This is a genomic window from Cupriavidus sp. GW823-FHT07A04, from assembly GCF_058794615.1.
In genome coordinates, this window is sequence record NZ_JBXAHA010000010.1 from 229,578 (window position 1) to 254,905 (window position 25,328).

Consider the following 25,328-nt stretch of genomic DNA (forward strand, 5'->3'; position numbering starts at 1 on the left):
GCCGGCTCAGGCCGACAGCCAGGTGTCGTACCAGCTGCTGGACGGCCAGCGCGGCGTGTTGTGGTCGTTGTGCACGCGCTTGCTGGTGATCGAGTAGAACTCGCGCTCGGTCACCATCCAGACCGGCAGCTCGTCGTTGACCTCCTTGACCCACTCGGCATAGAGCGCCTTGCGCTTGGCCGGGTTGATCTCCGAGCCGGCGTCGTCGATCAGCTTGTCGACCTTGGCGGACTGCCAGCCGTACTGGTTGGTCCAGGGCGCGCCCTTGGGGCTGCCGGAGCGGTACCAGACGGTAGTCGAGACAGCGGGGTCGCCGCGGTACTGGTGCCAGCCGGTGGCAAGGTCGAAATTCCAGTCGCGGTACACGGTCGACAACGCACCGGCGATGTCGAGTTGCTGCACGGTGACCTTGATGCCCACCTGCGCCAGCGACTGCTGCACGTAAGTGGCGAACAGTGGCACGTCCTCGCCGTTCTGGATCGGCACCAGCTTGAGCGTGAAGCGGTTGCCGTCGGCGCCACGCTTGAAGCCGGCTTCGTCGAGCAGGGCTTCGGCGCGCTTGCGGTCGAACGGGTAGGGCTGCTTGCCGCCCGGATAGAACGACGAGGTTGAGGGAATCGGGCCGGTGGCCGGCTTGGCGGTGCCGTACAGGAAGTTCTTGATGAAGAAGTCGACATCGATAGCGTGCGCGATGGCGCGGCGCACGCGCACGTCCGACAGCTCCTTGCGGCGCACGTTGAACTCCAGCGTGTTGTTGTAGGAGTTGGCCTCCAGCCCCTTGGTGGACACCTTGAAGCGCCCATCCTTCTTGAATCGCTCAAGATCCGCCAGGCCGACATGCGAATAGGTGGTCAGCTGCGCCTCGCCGGTTTCGAGCGCGGCAGCCGCGGCGGACTTGTCGGTGATGATGCGCCACACCACGCGGTCCAGGTACGGCGCGGTCTTGCGCCAATATGCGGCATTGCGCTCGGCGATCACGAACTGGCCCCGTTCGTACTGGGTGAAGCGAAACGGCCCCGTGCCAATCGGCGCGGTGTTGGCGGGGTTCTCCAGCACGTTGGTGCCTTCGAACTTGTGGCGCGGCACCACGTAGCCAAGGTCGCACAGCGCGCGCAGCAGCAGCTCGATCGGCATCGGGCGCGAATAGCGGAATACCGCGGTCTGTGCGTTGGGCGTATCGACGGCATCGAGGTACAGGTGCAGCGCGGTGCCGTAGTTCAGGTGCTTCTTCCACAGCGCCATCGCGTTGTACTGCACGTCGGCCGAGGTGAAGGGCTTGCCGTCATGCCAGGTCACGCCCTCGCGCAGCTTGAAGGTGATGGTCTTACCGTCCGGTGAGCTGCTCCAACTGGTGGCCAGCACGGGAGCGGGCTTGCCGCTGGCGTCCAAGTCCACCAGCGACTCGATGATCTTGCTGGACACCACGTAGACGCCAGTGGACGCGCGCAGCGCGGGGTTGAGGATGCGCTGCTCGCCGCCCAGCAGGACCGTCAGCACGCCGCCCTTGCGCGGCGTGTCGGCAGCCTGTGCCAGCAGCGTGCCCGGGAGGGAGGCGCCAGCGGCAAGGGCACCGGATTGAATCAGGAAGTCGCGTCGCGTCAGGGACATGGCAGGGGTTCCACAATAACCGAAGGAATGCAGGAAGCAGGGAGCACGAAGGCTGGACAGCCAGCGAGTGTAGGGGGCGCCGCTGCGCGAGGGAAACGCGCTTTTCGTCTATGCAAAGACGTTGGCTGCGCGGCGCGCTGCGCAGCCGGCGGGCGGGCGCGGCGCGCATATGCAAAGACGAAACGCGCAGTTGGGGATCGCGCCGTGCTCGCGTACGCTCGCCCATCGCTCGGTTATTCCAACGGAACCCCTCTCATGCCAAACCTGATCCCGCTGCTCGACCATGTCGTCGTCAATGTCCACGAAGGCCTGGACGACGCCGCCAGCCGCTATCGCCGCCTGGGTTTCCAACTGACGCCGCGCGGCCATCATTCGCTCGGGTCCAGCAACCACCTCGCGATCTTCGATACGGATTACCTGGAGCTGCTCGGCTTCGAAGCAGGCAAGGCGGTGACCGGCCGCGCGGACTTGCTGGCCGAGCCGGCTGGCCTGACCGGGCTCGTCTTCAAGAGCGCCGACTCCACCGGCCTGCACCGGGAGATCCTGGCGCGCGGGCTGGAAGTGGAAGGGCCGCCGCGTGAGTTCACGCGCCCGGTCGAGCTGCCCGGCGCCACCGGCGAAGCGCGCTTTCGCACGGTGCGGCTGGCCGCGCACCTGGTGCCAAACGGGCGCCTCTACTTCTGCCACCACTTCACGCCGGAACTGGTCTGGCGCGGGCACTGGCAGGCCCATCCCAACGGCGTGACCGGCGTGGCGCAATACGTGATCGCGGCCGCGGACCCGGCGCGCACCATCGGCCTGCTGTCGCGCTTGTTCGGCGCCGAGCACGTGGGCAGGGGTGCGCATGGCGAGCTGCTGCGCGCCGGCGGTGCGTCGGTGGTGGTGCTGACGCCGGAGGCGGCGGCGCGGCGCTTCGGCGCGAGCGTGCCACCGCTGATTGATGGCCGCGACCGCATGGTGGCGCTGGTGCTGCGCACCACAGCGCTGGCAACAGCGCGCGCCGCACTGGCGGCAGGCGAGATCCGCGGCGTCGAGGAGATTGACGGCATGCTGGTGGTGCCGCCTGCCGAGGCGGCGGGCGTCACCCTTGCCTTTACTGAATAAGCGCGGACGGTATCCCGATGGATTTCACGGATTTCTACGCGCTGGACTACACCGGCGCCCGCGACAAGTTCCGCGCGGCGGCCGATGCCGTGGGCGCTGCGCTCAGCGTCTACCCGCACCCCCATGCAACCGGCCCGGCCGGCGAGCCGCTGGCCATTGACGTCGCGCACCTTGGCGACGCGCGCGCGCCGCGCCAGCTGGTGCTGATCAGCGGCACCCACGGGCAGGAAGGCTACGCCGGCTCGGCGGCCCAGGTAGCGTGGCTGGCGAGCGGGCCGGCCAGCCGGTTGCCGGCAGGCCTGGGCGTGCTGCTGGTGCACGGGCTGAACCCCTACGGTTTTGCGCATGGCACCCGCACCACCGAGAACAATGTCGACCTGAACCGCAACTTTGCCGCTCACTTGTTCGATGCGACGCAGCCGGTGCCGGCCAACCCCGGCTATGCGGAACTGCACGCCGACCTGATCCCGCAGGCATGGAGCTGGGATAGCATTGCCGCCGCGGATGCAGCGGCGCGCGCCTACGGGGCCACGCACGGTGCCGATGCCCTGTTCGACACGCGCGCTCGTGGGCAGTACAGCCATCCGGATGGCCTGGTGTTTGGTGGCCACCACCGGGAGTGGTCAAACCTGACGCTGGAGGCGATCGTGCGGGAGCACCTGGCGAGCGCCGAGCGGATCGGGCTGATCGACTGGCATACCGGCATCGGCGAGTACGGCGAGCCGTTCTTCCTGTGCTTCAACCCGGACGGCAGCGAGCAGCAGGCCCGCGCGGCCAGCTGGTGGGGCGAGCAACGCGTGCTTGGCGTGCGTCCGCATGGCCTGGCGCGTCCCGCTTACACCGGCCTGGTGTTTCACGGCATCGAGCGCTTCCTTGGTGGGCGGCCGCTGGTGGGGGCGGTGGTCGAGTTCGGTACCCGGGGCGCCAATATGGGCCATGCCCTGCGGCTGGACCAGTGGCTGCGGTTCAAGGCCGAGCGTGGCACGGCGCGTTATGCGCACTTGCGTGCCGACATGCTCGACGCCTTCATCCCGGTGGCCCAGCCGTGGCGCGACGCCACGGTACGGCATGGCGTTGCCATCACCCAGCAGGCGGTGGACGGGCTGGCCGCCTGGTAGGTCCGGCGCGGCTGGCTATTCGAAAGATACCTGGCCGGAACCGGTCCGGCTGACGGCGCGCTGGTGCGGCTTGCCGGCAACGATGATGTCGCCAGAGCCCGTCAGCGCCACGCTGGCCGCATCCGACGCGTAGCCGAGGATGCGGCCCGAGCCGCTGACCTGCGCGTCAAGCCTCTGCGCGCGCAAGGCGCTGGCATCCACCTCGCCGGAGCCGGAGATCGCGGCGCGCACGCTGCCCACGGTACCCTCGGCAACGATTGAGCCGGAACCGGACAGGCGCAGGTCGATGGATGCTTCGTGCAGGCCGGACGCACGCAGGGTGCCGGCGCCGGGAATGCTGACCGCCTGGAGCGAGGGCCCGGTAATGGCCACCTTGAGCGGTGCCGCGAGCACGACTGGCGCGCTCAGGCCGATCGTCAGCCTGCCGTTGTCCAGGCTGGTGAGCACCAGCGGCAGGATGTCCGCGGGCCCGGTGATGGAAACGGAGTACGCGAGCGCAACCGAGAACACCACATCGGCCGGGGCATTGAGCTGCACGCTGGAGAACGCGCCAACCATGCGCTGCTCGGTCTTCTCGGGGCCGCCTCCCTTAATGGCGTCATGGGAAGCCACTACCTGGCCATTGACGATGACGACACTGCTCCCGGACGTGCCCGAGGCAGAAATGCCGCTCTGGTTGATAACCACGGTGCTTGACTGAGCCAGCGCCGTGCCGGCAAGGCAGGCGGATGCCAGCCAGGCAGCGCAAAGCAGGTTGATATGGGTCATGGCGATCCTTCGGGCTGGCGGGGCTCCTGGTGGAACGTGTACTTGTCCTTGCCGGCCCTCTTTGAATCATAGAGCGCTTCATCGGCTTTGATGAGCGCCTTGGTGAGCGTGTCGCCGCTGATCATGCGGGTGACGCCAATGCTGATGGTCACAGGGGGCTCCGATGGCGCATCCCGGATGCTGCGGCACAGCATGCCGATGCGGATTTCCGCCTCGGCGCGCGTCATCCCCTTGAGATAAATGCCGAATTCCTCTCCGCCCAGGCGCGCATACTGGCAGTCCCCCATCACCAGCTTGATCCCCGCGGCCACGTGCTTGAGCACTGCGTCGCCAATGTCGTGGCCGTAGCGGTCATTGACCGTCTTGAAGTCGTCGATGTCCACCATCGCCAGGTAGTGGTCTTGCTCCGCGGTGGCGCGCGGCACCAGGCTGCCAACGTTGAGCATGAAGGCCCGGCGGTTGGGAATCTCAGTCAGCGCGTCCACATAAGCCTGCTGCAGCAAGGTCTTCGCCATGACAAAGTTCTGCAGCTTCGCGCGCCGCAGCGTGATGAATGTGTACACCGTGATGCCGGTGAAATAGAGCGCGTAGCAGACGGCCAGGATGCCCTTGAGTTCCAGCAGGTCCTGCGCCGCCATCATGGGAAAGAGCAGGACCCAGGCCAGCGCGATGACGCCGAAAAACGCCCTGGGGCTCAGTGGCAGCGTGGAGGCGCAGAACAGCACGCTGGCCGCCACCAGCATGGACCAGATCGGACGGGTGTCGTCCGGCGTGCCGTCCAGCACCAGGCGGGCACCCACGCAGAAGGCCAGCACAAAGGCAAAGTTGAGGATCTGGAATTGTTGCGCGCGCCGCACGAAGGGCACGGCCGTGGTCAGTGCCGACAACAGGGCAAGGTGGAGGATCGAGTTGATCGTGAAACCCTGGCCTCCCTTGAAGCTGACCAGCAGATCGAACACGAGCCAGATCCCCACGCTGGCCGCGAAGGTCATGAGGCAAAAGCGCTGCAGCCTCTCGAATTCATGCTGGGCAAACTCCGCTTGCACCGGCGCCGGCACCGGCTTGTTCAGCAACTCTGACTCAACGGTGCGAAACATCATTCGACTTGCCTCTGGAAGGGTCGGATGGTGTGGGGCAGGGTAGTGCAATGAATCCAGCGGCAATCATACAAGGACTTGAAGTGTGCGGGCGCAGGTCGCAAGCGGGTTCACACGGGCGTTTGCACGCCCTGGCCGGGCACGGCGCGCAGCGCTCTTTTGTCGTCGCCGCCCTTGGTGGTGCGGCGCTCACACGCTTGCATGGCGGGGTTCCCTGTGTCGGGTCCCGATGCCTATGCTAGAGGTGGCGGTGGATCGCTTCGGCTGACGTGGCGGTTGACGCCGGAGTCGGGTATCCCGTGCAAAACAGCGCGGTGCCCGGCGCTCGCCAGTGCCGGAACATACGATCCGGCGCGGGCGGTTCGTACGATTCGAGCTGGCAGTCGAGTAGGAGGAAACATGAGAACGCTGGGCTTGCTGTTCGCCACCACGTTGGCGATGGCTTCGCCGCTGCACGCATACGCAGCGGGTTGCCAATACGACATGCAGTGCAAAGGGGAGCGGATCTGCCAGAAGGGCCAGTGCGTGTCTCCAGATGACGACGAACAGAGCGTCGACCAGCCCGCCAAGCCGCCAGTCTCTCGTATTGCTCCCGCGCCGACCCCCGCCGCCAGTCAGGTGCCTGCGTCCTCCCGCATGGCGAAGAGCGCGCCGCCGGCAACGCCCGTCCCGGGCGAGCCGCGCTTTTGCTGCACGGTAGCGGGCAGGCTCAAGCCATATAACAACGCCGCCTTCGATTCCGACACCATTGTCGGCGACGCCTGCCAGGGCATGACCAATTCGGGCAAGCCTGTGCCCGGCACCGCCTGCCAATGACCTAGCCAAGCGCGCTGTGCAAGCGCTGATTCAGACGCATCGGATCAGCGCTTTCTTGCTACGCGCGTAGGACGACGCAGCCGGGGAATCCCACTTCAGGCCGGTTGCCATTGAAACTTCGCCACACCAGTTCGCGCCACCCGCTCAAGGCGGGCACCGCAGTTGCTACTGGCGGACGTGACCGGCAAGGGTCACCTGAGCCGGGTTTATTCGGCTGGCTTGGCCGGCTCCACGACTGGCTCCACGACTGGCTCCACAATCGGCTCCGCGACCGCCTCCACTACGTCGGCCGGTGCCGCCAGCAGCGCAGTCTTGCGCGGCGCGTTTTCGACGGTTGCTTCCGGCAGCAGCTTGCCGCCTGGCAGGTAGGCCGCGACCCATCCCGTCATCGCCGCGCCCATGGTGGGCAGCCCGCTGCCGTACTCCGGCAGGAAATCCCGGCCCATCAGGCACCATTGAAACGGATCCTGGCCGCCGATCGTAGCGAAATGGCGTTGGACGTTGTCGGAAAAATCGGCGTTCGCGCCAAACACGATCTCGATCAGGCTGTGGGTGTAGGCGGCAATGTGCTGCGCCATCACGTCGGCCAGCTCGGGCCGGAACGTGGTGAAGCTGAACGGTTGCGCGGCCGCCTCGCGCAAGTAGTCGGTGCCTTCGGCAATAAGCGTCTTTGCCGTTTGCAGGTTCAGCGCGCCGATCTTCTGCGCCACCTGCGCCCAGGGGCTTGCCAGGCCAAAATCGATGACGGGGTAAGGCAGAGGCGCCTCGACGTGTTCAGCGTGAGATAGGGTAGCCATGAGCGTCTCCGATAGATCATGACGAGGCAACGCGTCCGAAGGGATTTCGCCGGTGGCAATCGTCACTTGCTGCGCCGCAGCATTGCGCTAGTCATCATAGGCGCAATCGTCAGGGTGTCAAGGCGCGCGACGGCAGGCGCCCACCCCGTCACATCAGGGCGGGGCGGGCAACCTGCGTTCCGGGATCCGGCTGCGGGGCGGCTTACTCTGGCTTGACGCCCGCTTCCCGGATCACCGCGGTCCACTTCGCCAGCTCGGACTTGATGCGGGCCTGGGTCTGCGCTGGCGTGGTCCAGGTGGCGATGGCGCCCTGCTTGAGCAGGGAGGCCTTCACGTCGGGCTCGGCCAGGATCTTCTTGAGCTCGGCGTTGAGCCGGTCCACCACTGGTGCCGGGGTGCCGGCCGGGGCCACGATGCCGAACATGGAGTTGACCTCGAAGTCCTTCAGGCCCGCTTCATTGGCAGTTGGCACGTCGGGCAGCGCCGCTACGCGCTCGCTGGTGGTAACGGCCAGCGCGCGGATCTTGCCACCCTTCACGTAGGACTGCGCCGCCGGCACGGTCTCGACCATGCTGAGCACCTGCCCGCCGATCAGGTCGGTCATGGCGGGGCCGCTGCCTTTGTAAGGCACGTGCAGCATGTCCACGCCGGCCATGCGCTTGAACATCTCGCCGGCCAGATGCTGGGGCGAGCCGTTGCCGGCGGAGGCAAAGGTGATCGCGCCAGGGGTGGTTTTTGCCAGCGCGATCAACTGCGGCAGGCTGTTGGCCTTGACGCTGGGATTGACCACGAACACAAGCGGCACCGTACCCACGATGGCCACCGGCGCAAAGCTCTTCTCGATGTCGTAGGAGACGCGGTTCTTGTACAGCGCCGCGTTGATCGCGTGGCTGGTTAAAGCACCCATCAGCAGGGTATAGCCGTCGGCCGGCGACTTGGCGACCAGCTCCGCGCCGATATTGCCGGCGGCGCCGGCCCGGTTGTCGACCACGACCTGCTGGCCCAACGCGGTGGACAGGTGCTGCGCCAGGGTGCGGCCGATGACGTCGGTGGCGCCACCCGGCGGGTAGGGCACGACCAGGCGGATCGGCTTGGTGGGATAGTCGGCGGCAGCGGCCAGGCCAGGCAAGGCGGCTGTGCCTGCCAGCATGGCGCCCGCTAGCGCGCAGAGAATCAGATGGCGCCTGGGCGCGGAAACGCGCGTTCGCGCGTGGCGTCGAATGCCGGTCATAGGGGAATCTCCTGCGCCGGGTTGGTATGGATGGGAAGGCACAGCAAGGCTGTGCGGCGCGGGACGCCCGGCTCGTCGCTACGGCAGAGTGTAGGGGGCGTCGCTTGATAGAAGAATCAGAAGTTTTCTATCGACTGATCTGAATCTTCAATTAAAGGTGCAGGGCTGAATTTTCCATTGCGGCTGAGTGGCAAGGCCAGATATGATGCCTTCCTCGATTATCAATAATATTATTGGAGATGTGCATGGCCGGCTCCCACGATTCCCGCAAGGACCCTTCCGCTTCGGCACAGGCCGGCCAGGACCCCTTCGAGCCAGCGCAAGACGCCGAGAGCGGCTTGGGCAAGGGCCTGACCAACTATGGCGACAAAGGCTTCTCGCTGTTCCTGCGCAAGGCCTTTATCAAGGGCGCGGGCTATACCGACGACGCGTTGTCGCGCCCGGTGATCGGTATCGTCAACACCAACAGCAGCTACAACCCCTGCCACGGCAACGCGCCGCAACTGGTGGAAGCCGTCAAGCGCGGCGTCATGCTGGCGGGCGGCCTGCCGGTGGACTTTCCCACCATCTCCGTGCATGAGAGCTTCTCGGCGCCTACCAGCATGTACCTGCGCAACCTCATGTCGATGGACACCGAGGAAATGATCCGCGCGCAGCCCATGGACGCCGTGGTGCTGATCGGAGGCTGCGACAAGACCGTGCCCGCGCAGTTGATGGGCGCGGCCTCGGCCGGCGTGCCGGCGATCCAGCTGGTCACCGGCTCCATGCTCACCGGCTCGCATCGCGGCGAGCGCGTGGGCGCCTGCACCGATTGCCGCCGCTACTGGGGCCGCTACCGCGCCGAGGAGATCGATGCGCCCGAGATTGCTGACGTGAATAACCAACTGGTTGCCAGCGTGGGCACCTGCTCGGTGATGGGCACGGCCAGCACCATGGCCTGCCTGACCGAAGCGCTCGGCATGATGGTGGCCGGCGGTGCGTCGGCCCCGGCGGTCACCGCCGACCGCGTGCGGGTGGCCGAGCGCACTGGCACCACTGCCGTGGCCATGGCCCGCTGCGGCCTGACGCCGGACCGCATCCTCACCGGCCGCGCGATCGAGAACGCCATCCGCGTGTTGCTGGCTATCGGTGGCTCCACCAACGGCATCGTGCACCTGACCGCCATCGCCGGGCGCCTGGGCATCGACATTGACCTGGCCGGGCTGGACCGCATGAGCCGCGAGACCCCCGTGCTGGTGGACCTGAAGCCCTCCGGCCAGCACTACATGGAAGACTTCCACGCGGCAGGCGGCATGCCCGCGCTGCTGCGCGAGCTGCGCCCGCTGCTGCACCTGGACACGCTGACGGTGTCGGGCCGCACGCTGGGCGAGGAGCTCGACGCCGCGCCCGCACCGTTCGCGCAGGAGGTGATTCGCCCGTTCGACGCGCCGATCTATCCGGTGGGTGGCCTGGCCGTGCTGCGCGGCAACCTGGCTCCGGGCGGCGCCATCATCAAGCAATCCGCCGCCGATCCTGTGCTGATGGAGCATGAAGGACGCGCCGTGGTGTTCGAAGATGCCGAGGACATGGCGCTGCGCATCGACGACGACGCGCTGGACGTGAAAGCCGACGATATCCTGGTGCTCAAGCGCATCGGGCCGACCGGCGCGCCCGGCATGCCCGAGGCCGGCTATATGCCGATTCCCAGGAAGCTGGCGCGTGCCGGCGTGAAGGACATGGTGCGCATCTCGGACGGCCGGATGAGCGGGACCGCGGCTGGCACCATCGTGTTGCACGTGACGCCGGAAGCCGCCATCGGCGGCCCGCTGGCGCACGTGCGCAACGGCGACCGCATCCGCCTGTCGGTGGCGCGGCGCGAAATTTCCCTGCTGATCGACGACGCGGAACTGGCCCGCCGCGCGGCCGAACACGAAGTGGTGCGGCCTACCGCCGAGCGCGGCTATCGCAAGCTGTTCCTGGCCACGGTGACGCAGGCCGACCAGGGCGTGGACTTCGATTTCCTGCGTGCCGCGCGGACCAGCGAAACCGTGCCGCGCAAGTCCTGAGCGTCCTGTCATGGATCGACCAACCCGTGCAGGAACGCGCGCACAAGCGGCGCATAGCATGCAGGACGATACCGCCGGCGGTGCCCAAGCCATGCTGGCCGCCGCCGCGATCCTTGAGGAAGACATCGTCTTTGGCTTGCTAAGTCCGCGCGAGCGGCTGGTCGAAGACGACCTGATGGCGCGTTTCAACCTGAAGCGCCATGTGGTGCGCCAGCTGCTCGTCACGCTGGAAGGCATGGGCGTGGTCGAGCGCAAGCGCAATGTTGGCGCGGTGGTGCGCGCCTTTCCGGCGCGCGAGGTGATGGAGCTGTACGCACTGCGCGACGTGCTGGAAACGCACGCCGCCGGCCTGATCGCGCTGCCGGTGCCCGCGGTGCGGTTGCAGGCGCTGGTGGCCGTGCAGCAGGAGCACGACGTTGCGGTGGCCGCGGGCGATGCGCGTGCGGTGTTCCGCATCAACCAGCGCTTTCACCGGGAGTTGTTCGCCCTGGTCGACAATGCGGTGCTGCGGCAGGCCATCGAGGAATACGCGCGCCGCGCCCATCCGATCCGCTTTGGGTCGCTGGCTGCAGCGGGCTATCGCGAGCGTGCCAGACAGGAACACTGGGCCATGATCGAGGCCCTGCGCGAGGGCCGGCGCGAGGATCTTGTCGCGCTATGCCGTAGCCATCTGCTGCCCTCGCGCGACGCTTACCTCGCAGCAGAACGAGAGCGTGCCGGAGGGCCTGCTTAGTACATTAACATTACATTATTTGTCTCCCGGGCATGGTTAATGGAAATATTGGGGAAAATCAATACGCCAGTCGAGGGGAAACTTGAAATCCATTTCCCAATCTTAACCGCGAGGGCTGGCATTTGCGCGTTGTGGCAGGAATATTAGCCAGCGGACCGTGCTAAAATCGGTCCCTTCTGAAGATTCTGAAGATTGTCGGCCTGCAAAAGAGATGTCAGCGCAACCGTGTAAGCCGCCTCCGGAGCGCTCGCCCAAAATAGGGCTAGGTGGTCTGATCCTGCTCCTGGCCCTGGGATCGGTCCTGCTGACCATGGCCAATGCGCTGTACTCCAGTTACCGCGTGCAGCGCGACCTGCTGATCCGGAATACGCTGGAAGCCAACCGTGTCTATGCGGCCAAGCTGGCTGAGTCCACGGGAGCCCATCTTGAAAGCACCATGCAGCAACTGGCATACAGCGCCAGTTTGCTAGCTGCGGCCATGGACAATCCGGCCCGTGTGAACGAGGAGGCCGAGCGCTTGCGCTTGCAGACCAGGAGCCTGAACTCGGTGGCCATCGTCCGCCAGGACGGCATGGTGCTATCCGTGTCGCCAGCGGCCTTGCGCCGGGCCGGACAGAGCGTGAGGTCCGATTGGGGGCACACGCTCCTGACCACCCGCACCCCGGCGATCAGCGAGCCCTTTACAACTTCCAGCGGGCGGCTGATTATCTTTATTTCCCATCCCATAATTAATGCGGAGGGGCGGCTGCTTGGTTATGTCGGGGGTACGATTTATCTGAATGCCAAGAACCTGCTGCATGAGATTCTCGATAGCCATTATTATCGGGATAGCTCTTATGTCTATGTGGTGGACCGTAAGGGCACCGTGATTTTTCACCCGGACGACACCCATGTTGGCAAGTCGATCTTCAAGAATTCGGTCGTGCTGGCGGTAACCAGCGGCGCAGCGGGCGCGCAGCAGATAATGAACCAGTACGGTGTCGAGATGCTTGCAGGCTATGCGCCGGTCGCGTCCACCGGGTGGGGCATCGTGGCGCAAAGATCCACGCAAGCCACGTTAGCCGATCTGAATGACCTGGTGCTGGTGACATTCGGCAACAGCATTCCCATCCTGCTTCTGTCGCTGGTCTTTATCTTGTGGTTTTCCCGCTGGATCTCGCGGCCGCTGGGGCAGTTGGCCGATGATGCCCGGATGGGCACCACGCCCGACGGGATGGAGCGGATCGAGCGGATCCAGGCCAGGTATGTCGAAGCCGATCGTCTCAAGAAGGCGCTGCTGCGGGGCATGAGCCTGACCAGCAGCAAGCTGGACCGGCTCAACCATGAATCCATCACCGACGCACTGACGGGGCTGCGCAATCGGCGCGGGCTGGGCAATGCGCTCAGCCTGTACGCGCTTGGCGGGCAGTCCTTTGCCGTCATCACGCTCGACGTGGACCACTTCAAGTCGATCAATGACCGCTACGGGCACGATGTCGGTGACGAGGTGCTGGCGCATATCGCTAGCCTGATGCGGGCCGGCTCCCGGGGCGGCGACATGACATGCCGCAACGGCGGGGAGGAGTTCGTTATCTTGCTGCCCGGCACGACCGCGGACAATGCGTTCCTGATTGCGGAGCGTTTGCGCGAGGCTGTGGAAAAGACGCCTAACCCCACCGGTGGGGTCGTGACGGTTTCGCTTGGCGTCGCGCATTTTCCTTCTTCGGCGGAGGAGGTTGGCGAGGTGCTGAAAAAGTCGGATATCGCGCTCTATCAGGCCAAGCGCAACGGACGCAACAACACGGTCCGGTACCAGCCGGAACCGGCCGTCCAGGCGGATTCACCCTGATCGCGCTGGCAGCGCCGCCTGGCGCGACAACTTGCGCGAAGCATGGCGGCCCTCACTCGCGCGACGGCGACTCCGGCGCTGGCATCGGTTGCGCGGACAGCGCGCTGCGTAGCGGCGGACGCGCCAGGTTGGCCCGCCACGCGCGCTGGATCACTCGCGCTATCTGGTTGTAGGCTTGGCTGGAAATGACCTTCTCCTCGCGCATGGCCTCCAGCGAACGCTGGCCCTTGCGCAGGGCAAACAGCATCAGCAGGCGCTTCTCCAGCGCCACCGTGTAGCCGCCGAATTGCGCGCGCATCTCATCCAGGCCACCGCCGGCCGATTTGACGCGCTCCTCCAGCACGCCGTCCAGCAAGGTCGCCATGCGCGCGCCGAACACCGGCGTGAGCAGCGAGCGGTTGTACTGGCGCAGCCGCTCCAGCACCGTCTGGCGGCAGACCAGCAGCTCGAAGCGGTCGGCCAGCGCGTGGGCCAGCGGCCGGTCGATCGACAGGCGCTGGTGCAGGAAGAGCGCCACGCGGTAGCCGCGCTGGTAATCCAGGATATGCCGGGCGGCGCGGTTGTAGCCCAGGCGGCCATGCTCGCGCGCGGCGTCGATCATCAGCGTGGTGTTGCGCATCATGGCGTCGAGGTTGGCTACCGAGATCACACCGTCGCCGTACTCCGGGATCAGTTCGCGCTCGCGCGTGGCCAGCGTGACCAGGCCAATGGTGACGCGGTCGCGCTCGGATAGCGCGGCGTCGAAATCGAACTCCAGCGCGCCCAGCTCGATGTCGCGCCGGTAGTGCTGCGCCACCTCGCGCGCCGCCGCGGGAGGCAGGTCGAAGGTCTGCGCGATGTGGTTGAGCGTGGTTTCGACCTCCTCGGTGGAGAGCTGGATGGCCTGCTGCTGCAATGCCCGGTCCTGGGCGGTGAGCTGGTCCAGCCCGAGCCGGTGGATGAGCCCGCGCAGGGTGGTGCCGTTGAGCAGCAGGCTGACCAGCACGAATCCGGTGGCCAGGATGGCGATGAAGTGCCGTGCCTCATAGGGCAGCGCCTCGTTCTCGGCGATGCCCAGCGCCAGCACCAGCGTCACCGCGCCGCGCAGGCCGCCCCACGCAATGGCCAGCTTGTAGGCATTGCTGATCGGCGCGCTGACCTTCAGCCAGGAGAGCAGTGGCAGCAAGCCGAACAGCGTGAGCAGGCGCGCCCCCAGCGCGGCCACTACGAGTGCCAGCAGCAGCAAGCCGTGATGCACGCTCACCCCGGCCAGCAAGGACGGCACGCGCACCGCCGCCAGCAAGAACACGACGGCCCCCGTGATGCCGGCGTACTGCTCCCAGATCATGCGCATGTGGTTCCAGTTGCGCGGGCTCAGCCGGGTGGGCCCGAGCGCGCTCACCATCAGGCCGGCGCATACCACGGCCACCACCCCGGACACGCCGAGCAACTGGTCGGCGAGCAGGTAGAGCGGATAGGGCAGCGCCAGCGTCAGCGCGCCCTCGGCCATGGCCAGCCCGGCCAGGCGCGGCAGCAGGTCGGCCAGCAGGCGTCCGGCGATCGCGCCGCACACCACGCCGCCCACGAATGACCAGGCCAGTTCCCGCGCGCCAGCGGCCAGCGTGGCCTCGGCGCCATGGCCGGTCAGCATGGCCACCAGCACGCCGGCAATGGCAATGGCGGCGGCGTCGTTGAGCAGGCTCTCGCCTTCCACCAGCCGGATCAGCCGGCCGGGCGCGCCGACATCGCGGAAGATGGCGATCACCGCGGCCGGGTCGGTGGTGGCTACCACCGCGCCCAGCAGCAGGCACACCACCAGGCTGGCGCCGCTGACCAGCGTGGTGACCAGCCCGATCACGCCCGTGGCCACGATCACCGCGACGATGGCCAGCAGCAGGATCGGCGCGGCGTCCGGCAACATGCTGCGCACATCGGCGGTCAGCGCGGCGTGGAACAGCAAAGGCGGGAGGAAGATCCACAGATAGGCCTCGGGCGGGAGCGCCGGGTCGATCAGGGGATGGAGGAAATGCAAGGCGAACTGCGGGTAGGCGGCGTCGACGGCTACATAGCCCGCGCCGATAGCGATGCCGATGGCCGAGAGCAGCGTGGACTCAGGCAGTGCCAGCTTGGCGGCGGCGACCTGCACCACCGCCACGATGGCCAGCAGCGCGCCCGCCAGGATGAGCACGTCGACGACGATATTCAAGCGCGCCTCCGTTGCCGGGCGCGGGAGGGCCCGGGTTGCATTGTGTGTACTGTGGGCGACGACTGTGTCACTAAGGGATCCTTGCGCTTAGGTGGCTGCCGGCTCCGAACATACCGCGATATCGCGCGCGCTTTCAAGCCTTGTGCGCTTTGCCCACCGCTTTGCCCACCGCTTCTCGCGATCCCGTCCCCGCTCGCTCATGCCGGATCGGCAACACCGCCGTCGGCTTGGGCCAGGTGGGCGCGCAGCACGCCGACCAGCGCCGCCGCCGCGGGCGACAGGCTGCGGTTGCGTGCCGTCACCAGCCCGATCGAGCGCTCCGTCACCGGCGCGGTGAGCAAGCGCTCGACAATGCCGGCCTGGCGCACCGTGCCGGCCGCAATCTCAGGCAGCGCCGCCACGCCGAAGCCGCATTCGACCATGGCCGCGATGGTGGCCAGGTGCTCGGCCTCGAACACCGGCTGGAAGCGGATACGGTTCTGCAGGAAGGCCCATTCGGCGTACTGGCGCACGCTGCTGGGGTGCGTCATGGAAACATGGCCGGCGTCCACCGTATCGGCCCAGCGCACCGGCCCCTTGCCGTGGGCCAGCGGGTGCTCGCTGGGAATCAGCAACACGAAGCGGTCGGACATCATGGGGTCGTAGTGCAGGTCCGCCTGCTGCGGGTCGGCCGCGGTCAGTGCGAAATCCACCTCGCCCGCACGCACCAGGTCGAAGGCCGGGCCGGAGAGCGTATCGAAGACCTTAAGCGTGACCTTGGGATGCTCCCGCCGGTAGGCCATCAGCACGCGCGGCAGCAGGCGGGCGGCCAGCGAGGGCAGGGCGGCCACCGCAACATGGCCGCGCTCGGCGCTGGCAATGCCGCTCACGGCGTCGATGGCGTCCCGGAAGGCGGCCTGCAGGATCGCAGCCTGCTGCATGAAGACTTCGCCTGCCGCGGTCAGCCGCACGGTGCGGGTGGTGCGATCGAACAGCCGCACGCCGAGGGATTCCTCGATGCGCAGGATCTGGGTGGACAGCGCCGATTGTGACAGGTGCAACTGCCCCGCTGCCTGGCGGAAGTTCAGGGTGCGGCCAAGCACCAGGGTGGTCTCGACATCGCGCATCGACAGATTGATTTTCACGGCATGGACGGCGGATTGATCTTGATTGTCGATCATTCTATCCAGAAAATCTGATTCATCAATCAAAGCGGCTTGTCTACACTCATGGTCAATCCCGCTGAACCCGGGCCATGACGTGGCGCAGGCGATGTTTTCGCCATATTTTCATGGCAAACACGGGTTCAGCCGCCTAACGACAACACCAGACAGTTCAAAGGAACGCCATGCCCGACGCCGCCCACTTTTCGCTAGCCGCACCTGGCACCGCACACGCCGTGGTGGTAGGCGGCGGCACCATGGGCGCCGACGTGGCCGTGGTGCTCACCCGTGCGCACTGCCGCACCACCGTCGTGGAGCCGGATGCGCCGCGCGCGCAGGCAGTCGCCGCAAGGGTAGCCGCCAATCTCGCCGCGATTGGCCCTGCGGCCGAGGTTGGCCTGGCGGGATTGACGGTAGCCGCAGGGCTCGACACGGTCGACTGGAGCACGGTCGACCTGGTGATCGAGTGCATCCCCGAGCGGCTCGACATCAAGCGTGCGCTGTTCGCCGACCTGGCCCAGCGTGCGCGCCCGGATGCCATCCTCGCCAGCAATAGCTCGAGTTTCCCGATCAGCGCCATCGGCGCGGGCCTGCCCACCCGCGAGCGCATGCTCGGCCTGCATTTCTTCATGCCCGCGCACCTGGTGCCGCTGGTGGAGGTGGTGCTGGGCGAGGGCAGCGCCGAGGCCGGCGCCGACGCCTTGATCGCTTTCATGCGGCGTTGCGGCATGGTGCCGGTCAAGGTGAAGAAGGACTTGCCGGGTTTCCTCGCCAACCGCCTGCAGCACGCGCTGTCGCGCGAAGCCTTCGACCTGATCGACCGCGGCATCGCCTCGCCCGAGGATGTGGATGCGGCGGTCCGCTTTGGCTTCGGCTTTCGTTTCCTGGCCGCCGGGCCGGTCATGCAGCGCGACCACGCTGGCATCGACGTGCACGCGGCGGCCGGGGCTACCATGTATCCCACGTTCAACAACGCGGCGGAGCCGGCCCGGTGCCTGACCGAGCGCGCGGCGGACGGCCGCCACGGCATGAAGAGCGGTGAAGGCTTTTACCAGTGGACGCCGCAGACCATCGCCGCGGAACGTGAGCGCTATGATCGGCTGCTGCGCGCGGGGCTCGACCTGATCGCGCCCGAGCTGCCCAAGATCGAACCCTGAACCTCGCCAGATCCACCAGATTCACTAAATCGATTAGATCGACCAGGTCGACCAGAGCGCACTATGAGTGAACACACCTTGCTGGCGGATTCGCCGCTGATTATTACCGTCGCGCCCAACGGCGCCTACAAGACCGCCAAGGACCACCAGGCCGTGCCGCTGACCGCGGCGGCACTGGCGGCGGACGCGCGGGCCTGCCTGGAAGCCGGCGCGGCCATGATGCACATGCACGTGCGCCAGCCCGACGGCCGTCATTCGCTGGATCCACAGATTTATCGCGAAGCGCTTGCCGTGGTGAAGAAAGAAGTGGGCGATGCCTTGCTGGTCCAGGTGACCAGCGAAGCCGCCGGCATCTACCGCGCGGCCGAGCAGATCGCCATGGTGCGCGAGCTGCGCCCGGAGGCAGTTTCCATCGGGCTGCGCGAGATCGCCGTACCGGACATTGCCGAGGCCGAGCTGGCCGATTTCCTGGCCTGGCTGGCACGCGAGCGGGTGATGACGCAGATCATCCTGTACGACGCAGCCGACGTGGCGCGCTGGCAAGCGCTGCGCGCGCGCGGGCTGGTGCCGCCGGGTGCGTGGTCGGTGCTGTTTGTGCTGGGCCGGTATTCGGCGGGGCAGGTATCGTCGCCGCGCGACCTGCTGCCGTTCCTGCAGGTCTATGACGGCGCGCTGCCGTGGGCAATCTGCGCCTTCGGGCGCGAGGAGAATGCCTGCGTGACCACGGCCGCTGCGTTTGGCGGGCACGTGCGGGTGGGCTTCGAGAACAACCTGAAGCTGCGCGACGGCAGCACCGCGCCAGGCAACGCGGCACTTGTCGGGCAGGCGGCCGAAGGCGCGCGCACGCTTGGGCGCCCGCTAGCTTCGGCCAACGAAGCCAGGCAAATCTACAGCGAGATCCGCTGATCGGCGGCGCTCGGCGCCGATGCTTATGCGCCGTCGCTGAACGAGTCGCGGGTGCCGTTGCGCGCGCCGTCGGTGAACGGGTCCCGCGTGCCGCTGCGTGCGCCGTCGGTGAACGGGTCGCGCGGGCCGAGCTTGTTGGCGCCCTGGGTGTAAATGTCTCGCGCCTGGCCGGTGGCCGCGCCATCGAGATACGGGTCCACGCTGCGCGGGGCGGCGCTGGCGAGGCTGGCGACACCGCCAAGGGTGGCGGCCAGCGCAGTGGCGAGCAGGGCTTGCTTGAGTGTACGCATTGTTTTTCTCCGAGGATTCGAGGGGCGGGCAATCTCTTTCGATCGACCGTGCTGGCAGTCTAAGAAACAGGCACCCACGACAACATGACCGGCACATGACAATGCTGTCATGCGGCGGGCGTTGCCTCGGCGGCACTCCTTGTCCGCCGCCACGTGATTTCCACAAGTTCCAACGCCTTCGAAGTTCGCGCAATTTCTCCCCGTTGCGCCCCAACTTTTGCCAACTGGCGTGACTCGCTAATCCTGGCGGGTAGCAACTTGGCTCGGCACGCCCAAACTGTGTCGAAAATGTGCCAAAAATCTCATAAGTTCTTAGTGATTGGCGAAAACGCGCAATCAAGCTATGCTTGCCCGATTGTCGGGCGTGCAGCACACCATCCGCGCGTCAAAGGCGGCTGCAGGGAGGCTGGGCAACGGGTCCGGCATGGCCAGTGGCCGCGGGCGCGGATACCATGGCCGAAAATGACGACCGAAGATGACATTAGGCCTGAAAAGGTCGTGAAACATGACGCTTTACCAGATCAAACCGAAGTTCCAGGCCCTTCTGCGGCCATTGGTGAAGCGCCTCGCCGCGCGCGGCGTCACCGCCAACCAGGTCACGCTGGCGGCGGCTGGCGGGTCACTGGTGGTGGGGGCGCTGGTGGCCGCGCTGGCCTGGCTGCCGGGCGTCTTCCTGCTGATGCCGCTATGGCTGTTCGTGCGCATGGCGCTCAACGCCATCGACGGCATGCTGGCCCGCGAGCACGGGCAGCAGAGCTTGCTGGGCGCCTATCTCAACGAACTTGGGGACATCGTCTCCGATATTGCGCTGATCCTGCCGTTCGCCCTCGTTGCGCCGTTTGGCGCTGGCGAGATCATGGTGTTCGCGCTGCTGGCCGTCATCGTCGAGTGCGCTGGCCTGATCGGGCCGCTGGCCGGTGCCAGCCGCCGCTACGATGGCCCCCTGGGCAAGAGCGACCGGGCCCTGGTGCTGGGTGCGCTGGGCTTATGGGCAGGCCTCGGGCTGAGCCTGGCGCATGCCGCTCACTGGCTGTGGGTGCTGTTGTCGCTGCTGTCGTTGCTGACCATCGCCAACCGGGTGCGCCGCGGCGTGGCCGAGGGCGAGCAGGCACGCCAGGCCCGTGCCCAGGCAGCCCCGCACGCCAAATCGTCTTCCCAACCCGTGGAGTGATACTACGTGGATAGTCAAACCGGCCGTACCGCTATTGAGTCACAGTTCGAAACCCACGATGGCCAGTCGCTGTTCTATCGCCACTGGCCTGCGGCGCCTGCCACAGGCCAGGCGCCGCAGGGCGCCGTTGTGCTGTTTCACCGCGGGCACGAGCATTCGGGCCGCATCGCCCACCTGGTGGACGAACTGGGCTTGCCCGGCCACGCCTTCTTCGCCTGGGACGCGCGCGGCCATGGCCGTTCGCCGGGCGAGCGCGGCTATAGCCCCAGCCTGGCCACGTCGGTGCGCGATATCCAGACGTTCATCGACCACATCGCCACCGAGCACGGCATTCCGGTAGAGCGCATTGCCGTGGTCGCGCAGAGCGTTGGCGCTGTCCTGGCGTCAACGTGGGTGCACGACTACGCGCCGCGGATCCGCGCCCTTGTGCTGGCTTCGCCGGCGTTCAAGGTCAAGCTCTACGTGCCGCTGGCGCGGCCGGGCCTCAAGCTCATGCACAAGCTGCGGGGCAAGTTCTTCGTCAACAGCTACGTCAAGGCCAGGTTTCTCACGCACGATCCCGACCGGGTCGCCAGTTACCAGCAAGATCCGCTGATTACGCGCCCGATTGCCGTCAATATCCTGCTGGATCTCTACGAGACGGCTGATCGCATCGTGGCCGATGCGGCCGCCATCACCGTGCCCACGCAGTTGCTGATCTCCGGCGCGGACTGGGTGGTGCATCGCGGCCCGCAGGATGCGTTCTATGAGCGGCTGGGCTCCAGCGTCAAGGAGCGCATCGTGCTGGACGGCTTCTACCACGATACCTTGGGCGAGCGCGACCGCGCGCAGGCCGTGGCGGCGGCGCGGCGCTTTATCGTGCGCGAATTCGAGACGCCATCGGCGCCGGTCTCCTTGCTGAACGCCGATCGCGGCGGCGCCTTCAAGGATGAGTCCGACCGGCTGGCGCAGCCGCTGTCCGCGGCCAGCCCGGCAGGCATTTACTGGGGCCTCACGCGCGCCGGCCTGAAGTTCGGCGGCCTGCTGTCCGACGGGGTGCGGCTCGGGCACAAGACCGGTTTCGATTCTGGCTCCACGCTCGACTACGTCTACTGCAACAAGGCGCAGGGGCGGTTTGGCGTCGGCTCGATGGTCGACCGCAACTACCTGGACGCGATTGGCTGGCGGGGCATCCGCCAGCGCAAGGTGAACATCGAGGAGCTGCTTGGCGTTGCCATCGGCAGCCTGCGCGCCGCCGGCGTGCCGGTGCGCATCGTCGATATCGCCGCGGGCCATGGCCGCTACGTGCTGGAGGCGCTGGCAGCCAAGGGCATCAACGGAGCGGCCGCGCAACAGGTGCAGAGCATCCTGCTGCGCGACTACAGCGATATCAACGTGCAACAGGGCCGCGCGCTGATCCGCAGCAAGGGCCTGTCCGATATTGCCCGCTTCGAGAAGGGCGACGCCTTCGACGGCGACGATCTCGCCGCGCTCGATCCGGCCCCCACGCTGGCCATCGTCTCAGGCCTGTATGAGCTGTTCGGCGACAACGGCATGGTGTCTCGTTCGCTTGGCGGCCTGTCGCGGGCGGTGGCGCCGGGCGGCTACCTGGTCTATACCGGGCAGCCCTGGCATCCGCAGCTCGAGTTCATTGCGCGGGCGCTCACCAGCCATCGCGCAGGCTCGGCCTGGGTGATGCGGCGCCGCTCGCAAGCGGAGATGGATGAACTGGTCCGGCAAGCCGGCTTCGAGAAGATCGCGCAGCGCATCGACCCGTGGGGCATCTTCACAGTCAGCCTGGCGCGCAGGGTCGCGTGATGCTGCGCCAGCAGGCCGAAGACGGGGCCGCGGACATGGCCGCAGGGGAGCCGGGCGCTGCCGAGGCTCGCCCCTGGGGCCTTGCCCTGGTCCTGCTGGCCGGCATGGGCGCCTTGTTTTTCTCGTCCTATGGGCTGGCCAACTGGCTGGCGAGCCAGCGTGCCGACGTCCCGTTCTTCTATTTTGAATGGGAGCGGCATATTCCCTTTGTGCCCTGGAGCATCGTGCCGTACTGGTCGATCGACCTGCTCTACGGCCTGTCCTTTTTCCTCTGGCGCACGCGTGCCGACCTGCTCGTCCATGCCAAGCGCTTGCTGGCGGCGCAACTGATCTCGGTTGCCTGCTTCATTGCCTTTCCGCTGCGATTCGCCTTTGATCGCCCGCAGGCCGACGGCGTGCCCGGCCACCTCTTCACGTTGCTGGGCGGCTTCGACAAGCCGTTCAACCAGGCGCCGTCACTGCACATCAGCCTGCTGGTGATCCTGTGGGTGGCCTATGCCGTGCACGCGCGCGGGGCCTGGCGCTGGCTGCTGCACGGCTGGACCGCGCTGATCGGTGTGTCGGTGCTGACCACGTACCAGCACCATGTCATCGACGTGCCCACCGGCTGGCTGGTGGGCTGGTTCTGCGTTTTCCTGTTTCCCTTCGGGATGGGGCAGGGCAATGCGGTGCCCGCTGCCCGCGTGCGAACGCGGCAACTGGCCGGGCGCTACGCAGTGGGCGCACTGTCCGTCGGGGCGGTAGCGCTGGCGTTATTGCCCGCCTCGGCCCTGGCCGCCTTGCTGCTGGGCTGGCTGGCCCTGTCGCTGGCTTGCGTCGCGGCGATCTACCGGCAGGGCGTTCCGGCCATGTTCCAGAAGCGGCACGACGGCACCATGCCGATGGCCGCGCGCTGGGTGCTGGCGCCCTACCTGCTGGGCGCGCTGGCCAACTCACGCTGGTGGACGCGCCGCCAGCCCGGCGCCAGCCAGATCGTGCCCGGCCTCTGGGTCGGCCGCTTCCCCGGCGGCGCCGAATTGCGCCGCCTCGGGGCCGATGCCGTGCTCGACCTGACCGCCGAGTTGCCGCGGCTGGCGGATGCCGCCTGGTACCGCTGCGTGCCGGTGCTGGACCTGACGGTGCCCGCGCCGGCGCAACTGGACGAAGCGGTGGCCGTGCTTGAATCATGGCATCGCGATGGCCGCAAGGTGCTTGTATGCTGCGCGCTTGGTTATTCGCGCAGCGCGCTGGTGGCCGCCGCCTGGCTCGCGGGCCACGCCGGCGCGCGCGATGCCGGGCAGGCGCTGGCCCTGCTGCGCAAGGGGCGCCCGGCCGTGGTGCTGGGCCCGGATAGCGTGGCGGCGCTGTCGCAATTCATCCGCCGCCGGCAGGCGGCCGCACAGTCTTCTGGGGGAGCAGGCCATGTCCGTTCCGATGCATGACGACCATCACCTGGATGCTGCCGCCGGGCACTGGATGGCGCAGGCTGCGGTGGGTGGCCTCGATGGCGCCGGCCGCGTGCTCTGGGCCGGGTTGGTGCTGGCACTCATCAATCTGCTGCTGGCCGGTACCTTGTCGCCGGCGGGGCAGGTCTATCTGGTGCTTGGCATCGTGGCGGCGTTGCTCGGCGCTGTCCAGCTGTGGCTGCTGATCCGCGTGGCAATCGACCGCCGCTTGTTTGCGGCGCTTGCCGAGGCCTTGCGCATCGCCGATCCAGTCTCGACGCTGGCCTCGCTGGACCAGGCGCTGGGGCTGCTCGGATGGGCGGGTCCCGAGGCCGGCGGGCGATCCCTGGTGCAGCGCGCTCGCGGCGCTTTGCGCTTTCTCCACTGGGCCGCGGGACTCGCTGCCCTGCAATTGCTGGTGGCCTTGCTGCTACTGCTGCTGAGATAACACACGATGTGGATTTCCAGACTGGTGGCGCGCGCCATCATCCTGTTCGCGCGCTTGCTGACCGGTATGCAGGCGCGTTGGAACGGCTGCATGCCCGCCGCGGCGCAGCGTATCTATTTTGCCAATCACAGCAGCCACGGCGACTTCGTGCTGATCTGGGGCTGCCTGCCGCCGGAGCTGCGCTCGCTCACGCGGCCCGTGGCCGGCGCGGATTACTGGAACAAGTCGGCGTTGCGCCGCTTTATCGGCAAGGATGTATTCAACGCGCTGCTGATCGATCGCACCCGCAGCGAGCCGGGCAGCGATCCCGTGGCCCTGATGCAGCAGGCGGTGCGCAAAGGCGACTCGCTGATCCTGTTTCCCGAGGGCACGCGCAATACCACCGACGAACGGCTCCTGCCCTTCAAGAGCGGCATCTACCACCTGGCGAAAGTTTGCACAGAGATCGAGTTCGTGCCCGTGTGGATCGACAACCTCAACCGCGTGATGCCCAAGGGCGAGATCGTGCCGGTGCCGCTGCTGTGCACCGTGACGTTCGGCAAGCCGCTGACCCTGGGCGCGGAAGAAGCCAAGGATGATTTCCTGGCGCGCTGCCGGGACGGCCTGCTGACGCTGGCGCCCGCGCTGGACTAAGAACCCATGACCTTTCCTCACCTGACCATGATGCATGAGACCTGGCTGCTGTTTGGCGGCGTGCTGGGCGTACTCGTGCTGGCTTCCACGGTGACCGCGCTGCTGCGCTGGCGCGTGGCCGGGGGCGGCCCGCACGCGGTCATCGACAACCTTGCCGCGCGCGTATCGGCATGGTGGTGGATGATCGGCGTGCTAGGGGTAGCGTTCGTGATGGGGCGCACCGCCATCATCGTGTTGTTCTACCTGCTGTCGTTCTTCGCCTTGCGCGAGTTCATCACCATCACCACCACGCGGCGGGGGGACCATCGCGCCATCGTCGCCGCCTTCTTCGTCTTCCTGCCGTTGCAATACGTGCTGGTGTACACCGGCTGGTATGGGTTGTTTTCCATCTTCATCCCGGTCTACGCTTTCCTGATCCTGCCCATACTTTCAGCGCTGTCTGCGGAGACCACGCGCTTTCTCGAGCGTTGCGCGGGGGTGCAGTGGGCGGTGATGATCTGCGTGTTCTGCGTATCGCATGTGCCGGCGTTGCTGACCTTGCCGATTCCGGGCTTCGAGGATCGCAACCTGCTGTTGATCGCATTCCTGGTGATCGTGGTGCAGGGCAGCGACGTGCTGCAGTACGTGTGGGGCAAGCTGCTAGGCAAGACCAAGATCGCGCCGCTGCTGTCGCCGTCCAAGACCGTGGAAGGCTTTGTCGGCGGCGTGGCCAGCGCCACCGCGCTGGGCGCCTCGCTCTGGTGGATCACGCCGTACGGCTCGCCCTGGAAGGCGGGGCTGATCGCGCTGGTGATTGCCTTGATGGGCTTCCTGGGCGGGCTGGTGATGTCGGCCATCAAGCGCGACCGCAACATCAAGGACTGGGGCCAGATGATCCAGGGCCACGGCGGTATGCTGGACAGGCTGGATTCGGTGGTGTTCGCCGCGCCGATCTTCTTTCACATCACGCGGTACTGGTGGGTGCCCTGAGCGGGTCCATCGCCTTCGTCCTCATTTTTCTTTGAATTTTGCCGGCCCAGCCCGCGTGTTG

Annotated in this window: 22 protein-coding genes; 14 read left to right on the forward strand and 8 right to left on the reverse strand. The window is 66.8% G+C overall.

Annotation, left to right across the window (positions count from 1 at the left end; translation table 11 throughout):
* Positions 1 to 6: 6 nt before the first annotated feature.
* Positions 7 to 1,608: an ABC transporter substrate-binding protein gene (locus tag AC1Q7Q_RS19235; protein WP_309403549.1), complete on the reverse strand. Its 1,602-nt coding sequence runs from the start codon at positions 1,606 to 1,608 to the stop codon at positions 7 to 9.
* Between the two features lie 255 nt (positions 1,609 to 1,863).
* Between AC1Q7Q_RS19235 and AC1Q7Q_RS19240 the strand changes: the two genes are divergently transcribed.
* Together AC1Q7Q_RS19240 and AC1Q7Q_RS19245 are read left to right on the forward strand one after the other, a co-directional pair.
* A complete protein-coding gene (locus tag AC1Q7Q_RS19240; protein ID WP_492373655.1) occupies positions 1,864 to 2,712 on the forward strand; it encodes a VOC family protein in 849 nt (282 codons plus the stop codon).
* Positions 2,713 to 2,729: 17 nt separating this feature from the next.
* Positions 2,730 to 3,830, forward strand: a complete 1,101-nt coding sequence (locus tag AC1Q7Q_RS19245; protein ID WP_492373654.1) for a M14 family metallopeptidase — start codon at positions 2,730 to 2,732, stop codon at positions 3,828 to 3,830.
* A 15-nt stretch (positions 3,831 to 3,845) separates the two neighbouring features.
* On the opposite strand, the gene AC1Q7Q_RS19250 is transcribed toward AC1Q7Q_RS19245, so the two are convergent.
* Both AC1Q7Q_RS19250 and AC1Q7Q_RS19255 read right to left on the reverse strand, forming a co-directional pair.
* Entirely contained in the window at positions 3,846 to 4,598 is a 753-nt protein-coding gene (locus AC1Q7Q_RS19250) for a GIN domain-containing protein (protein WP_492373653.1), read from the reverse strand.
* Entirely contained in the window at positions 4,595 to 5,698 is a 1,104-nt protein-coding gene (locus AC1Q7Q_RS19255; protein ID WP_492373652.1) for a GGDEF domain-containing protein, read from the reverse strand. Before AC1Q7Q_RS19255 ends, AC1Q7Q_RS19250 begins: the two co-directional genes overlap by 4 nt.
* A gap of 396 nt (positions 5,699 to 6,094) precedes the next feature.
* Between AC1Q7Q_RS19255 and AC1Q7Q_RS19260 the strand changes: the two genes are divergently transcribed.
* The gene (locus AC1Q7Q_RS19260) at positions 6,095 to 6,511 is read left to right on the forward strand and encodes a hypothetical protein (protein ID WP_492373651.1); all 417 of its coding nucleotides are present in this window, start codon (positions 6,095 to 6,097) and stop codon (positions 6,509 to 6,511) included.
* Between the two features lie 206 nt (positions 6,512 to 6,717).
* On the opposite strand, the gene AC1Q7Q_RS19265 is transcribed toward AC1Q7Q_RS19260, so the two are convergent.
* A complete protein-coding gene (locus AC1Q7Q_RS19265; protein WP_492373650.1) occupies positions 6,718 to 7,308 on the reverse strand; it encodes a phasin family protein in 591 nt (196 codons plus the stop codon).
* 202 nt (positions 7,309 to 7,510) lie between these two features.
* Positions 7,511 to 8,539, reverse strand: a complete 1,029-nt coding sequence (locus AC1Q7Q_RS19270) for a Bug family tripartite tricarboxylate transporter substrate binding protein (protein ID WP_492373649.1) — start codon at positions 8,537 to 8,539, stop codon at positions 7,511 to 7,513.
* Between the two features lie 245 nt (positions 8,540 to 8,784).
* Between AC1Q7Q_RS19270 and AC1Q7Q_RS19275 the strand changes: the two genes are divergently transcribed.
* The 3 genes from AC1Q7Q_RS19275 (at position 8,785) to AC1Q7Q_RS19285 (ending at position 13,145) form a co-directional block, all read left to right on the forward strand.
* On the forward strand, positions 8,785 to 10,584 hold the full coding sequence (locus AC1Q7Q_RS19275; protein WP_492373648.1) for an IlvD/Edd family dehydratase: 1,800 nt from the start codon (positions 8,785 to 8,787) through the stop codon (positions 10,582 to 10,584).
* A gap of 58 nt (positions 10,585 to 10,642) precedes the next feature.
* Positions 10,643 to 11,317 (forward strand): GntR family transcriptional regulator, encoded by a 675-nt coding sequence (locus AC1Q7Q_RS19280; RefSeq protein WP_492373647.1) that lies wholly within the window; start codon positions 10,643 to 10,645, stop codon positions 11,315 to 11,317.
* Between the two features lie 256 nt (positions 11,318 to 11,573).
* On the forward strand, positions 11,574 to 13,145 hold the full coding sequence (locus AC1Q7Q_RS19285) for a sensor domain-containing diguanylate cyclase (protein ID WP_492373688.1): 1,572 nt from the start codon (positions 11,574 to 11,576) through the stop codon (positions 13,143 to 13,145).
* 52 nt (positions 13,146 to 13,197) lie between these two features.
* Here AC1Q7Q_RS19285 and AC1Q7Q_RS19290 read toward each other — a convergent pair whose 3' ends face one another.
* The gene (locus AC1Q7Q_RS19290; protein ID WP_492373646.1) at positions 13,198 to 15,330 is read right to left on the reverse strand and encodes a cation:proton antiporter; all 2,133 of its coding nucleotides are present in this window, start codon (positions 15,328 to 15,330) and stop codon (positions 13,198 to 13,200) included.
* Between the two features lie 197 nt (positions 15,331 to 15,527).
* A complete protein-coding gene (locus tag AC1Q7Q_RS19295; protein WP_492373687.1) occupies positions 15,528 to 16,454 on the reverse strand; it encodes a LysR family transcriptional regulator in 927 nt (308 codons plus the stop codon).
* 203 nt (positions 16,455 to 16,657) lie between these two features.
* Here AC1Q7Q_RS19295 and AC1Q7Q_RS19300 point away from each other — a divergent pair, with 203 nt between their 5' ends.
* The gene (locus AC1Q7Q_RS19300; RefSeq protein WP_492373645.1) at positions 16,658 to 17,629 is read left to right on the forward strand and encodes a 3-hydroxyacyl-CoA dehydrogenase family protein; all 972 of its coding nucleotides are present in this window, start codon (positions 16,658 to 16,660) and stop codon (positions 17,627 to 17,629) included.
* 63 nt (positions 17,630 to 17,692) lie between these two features.
* On the forward strand, positions 17,693 to 18,535 hold the full coding sequence (locus AC1Q7Q_RS19305; RefSeq protein ID WP_150986591.1) for a beta-keto acid cleavage family enzyme: 843 nt from the start codon (positions 17,693 to 17,695) through the stop codon (positions 18,533 to 18,535).
* 23 nt (positions 18,536 to 18,558) lie between these two features.
* Here AC1Q7Q_RS19305 and AC1Q7Q_RS19310 read toward each other — a convergent pair whose 3' ends face one another.
* The gene (locus AC1Q7Q_RS19310) at positions 18,559 to 18,825 is read right to left on the reverse strand and encodes a hypothetical protein (RefSeq protein WP_253929871.1); all 267 of its coding nucleotides are present in this window, start codon (positions 18,823 to 18,825) and stop codon (positions 18,559 to 18,561) included.
* A gap of 505 nt (positions 18,826 to 19,330) precedes the next feature.
* On the opposite strand from AC1Q7Q_RS19310, the gene AC1Q7Q_RS19315 reads away from it, so the two are divergent.
* From AC1Q7Q_RS19315 to AC1Q7Q_RS19340, 6 genes are read left to right on the forward strand one after another with little or no spacing between them, the layout of a single operon-like run.
* Complete coding sequence (locus tag AC1Q7Q_RS19315) at positions 19,331 to 19,996, forward strand: CDP-alcohol phosphatidyltransferase family protein (RefSeq protein WP_492373644.1); 666 nt, start codon at positions 19,331 to 19,333, stop codon at positions 19,994 to 19,996.
* Between the two features lie 6 nt (positions 19,997 to 20,002).
* Positions 20,003 to 21,793: a bifunctional alpha/beta hydrolase/class I SAM-dependent methyltransferase gene (locus tag AC1Q7Q_RS19320; protein ID WP_492373643.1), complete on the forward strand. Its 1,791-nt coding sequence runs from the start codon at positions 20,003 to 20,005 to the stop codon at positions 21,791 to 21,793.
* The gene (locus AC1Q7Q_RS19325; RefSeq protein ID WP_492373686.1) at positions 21,793 to 23,214 is read left to right on the forward strand and encodes a phosphatase PAP2/dual specificity phosphatase family protein; all 1,422 of its coding nucleotides are present in this window, start codon (positions 21,793 to 21,795) and stop codon (positions 23,212 to 23,214) included. The genes AC1Q7Q_RS19320 and AC1Q7Q_RS19325 overlap by 1 nt, the downstream gene beginning before the upstream one ends.
* Complete coding sequence (locus tag AC1Q7Q_RS19330) at positions 23,195 to 23,665, forward strand: hypothetical protein (RefSeq protein ID WP_492373642.1); 471 nt, start codon at positions 23,195 to 23,197, stop codon at positions 23,663 to 23,665. The genes AC1Q7Q_RS19325 and AC1Q7Q_RS19330 overlap by 20 nt, the downstream gene beginning before the upstream one ends.
* A gap of 6 nt (positions 23,666 to 23,671) precedes the next feature.
* The gene (locus AC1Q7Q_RS19335; RefSeq protein WP_416052836.1) at positions 23,672 to 24,298 is read left to right on the forward strand and encodes a lysophospholipid acyltransferase family protein; all 627 of its coding nucleotides are present in this window, start codon (positions 23,672 to 23,674) and stop codon (positions 24,296 to 24,298) included.
* A gap of 6 nt (positions 24,299 to 24,304) precedes the next feature.
* The gene (locus tag AC1Q7Q_RS19340) at positions 24,305 to 25,267 is read left to right on the forward strand and encodes a phosphatidate cytidylyltransferase (RefSeq protein ID WP_492373641.1); all 963 of its coding nucleotides are present in this window, start codon (positions 24,305 to 24,307) and stop codon (positions 25,265 to 25,267) included.
* The last annotated feature ends 61 nt before the right edge of the window (positions 25,268 to 25,328 follow it).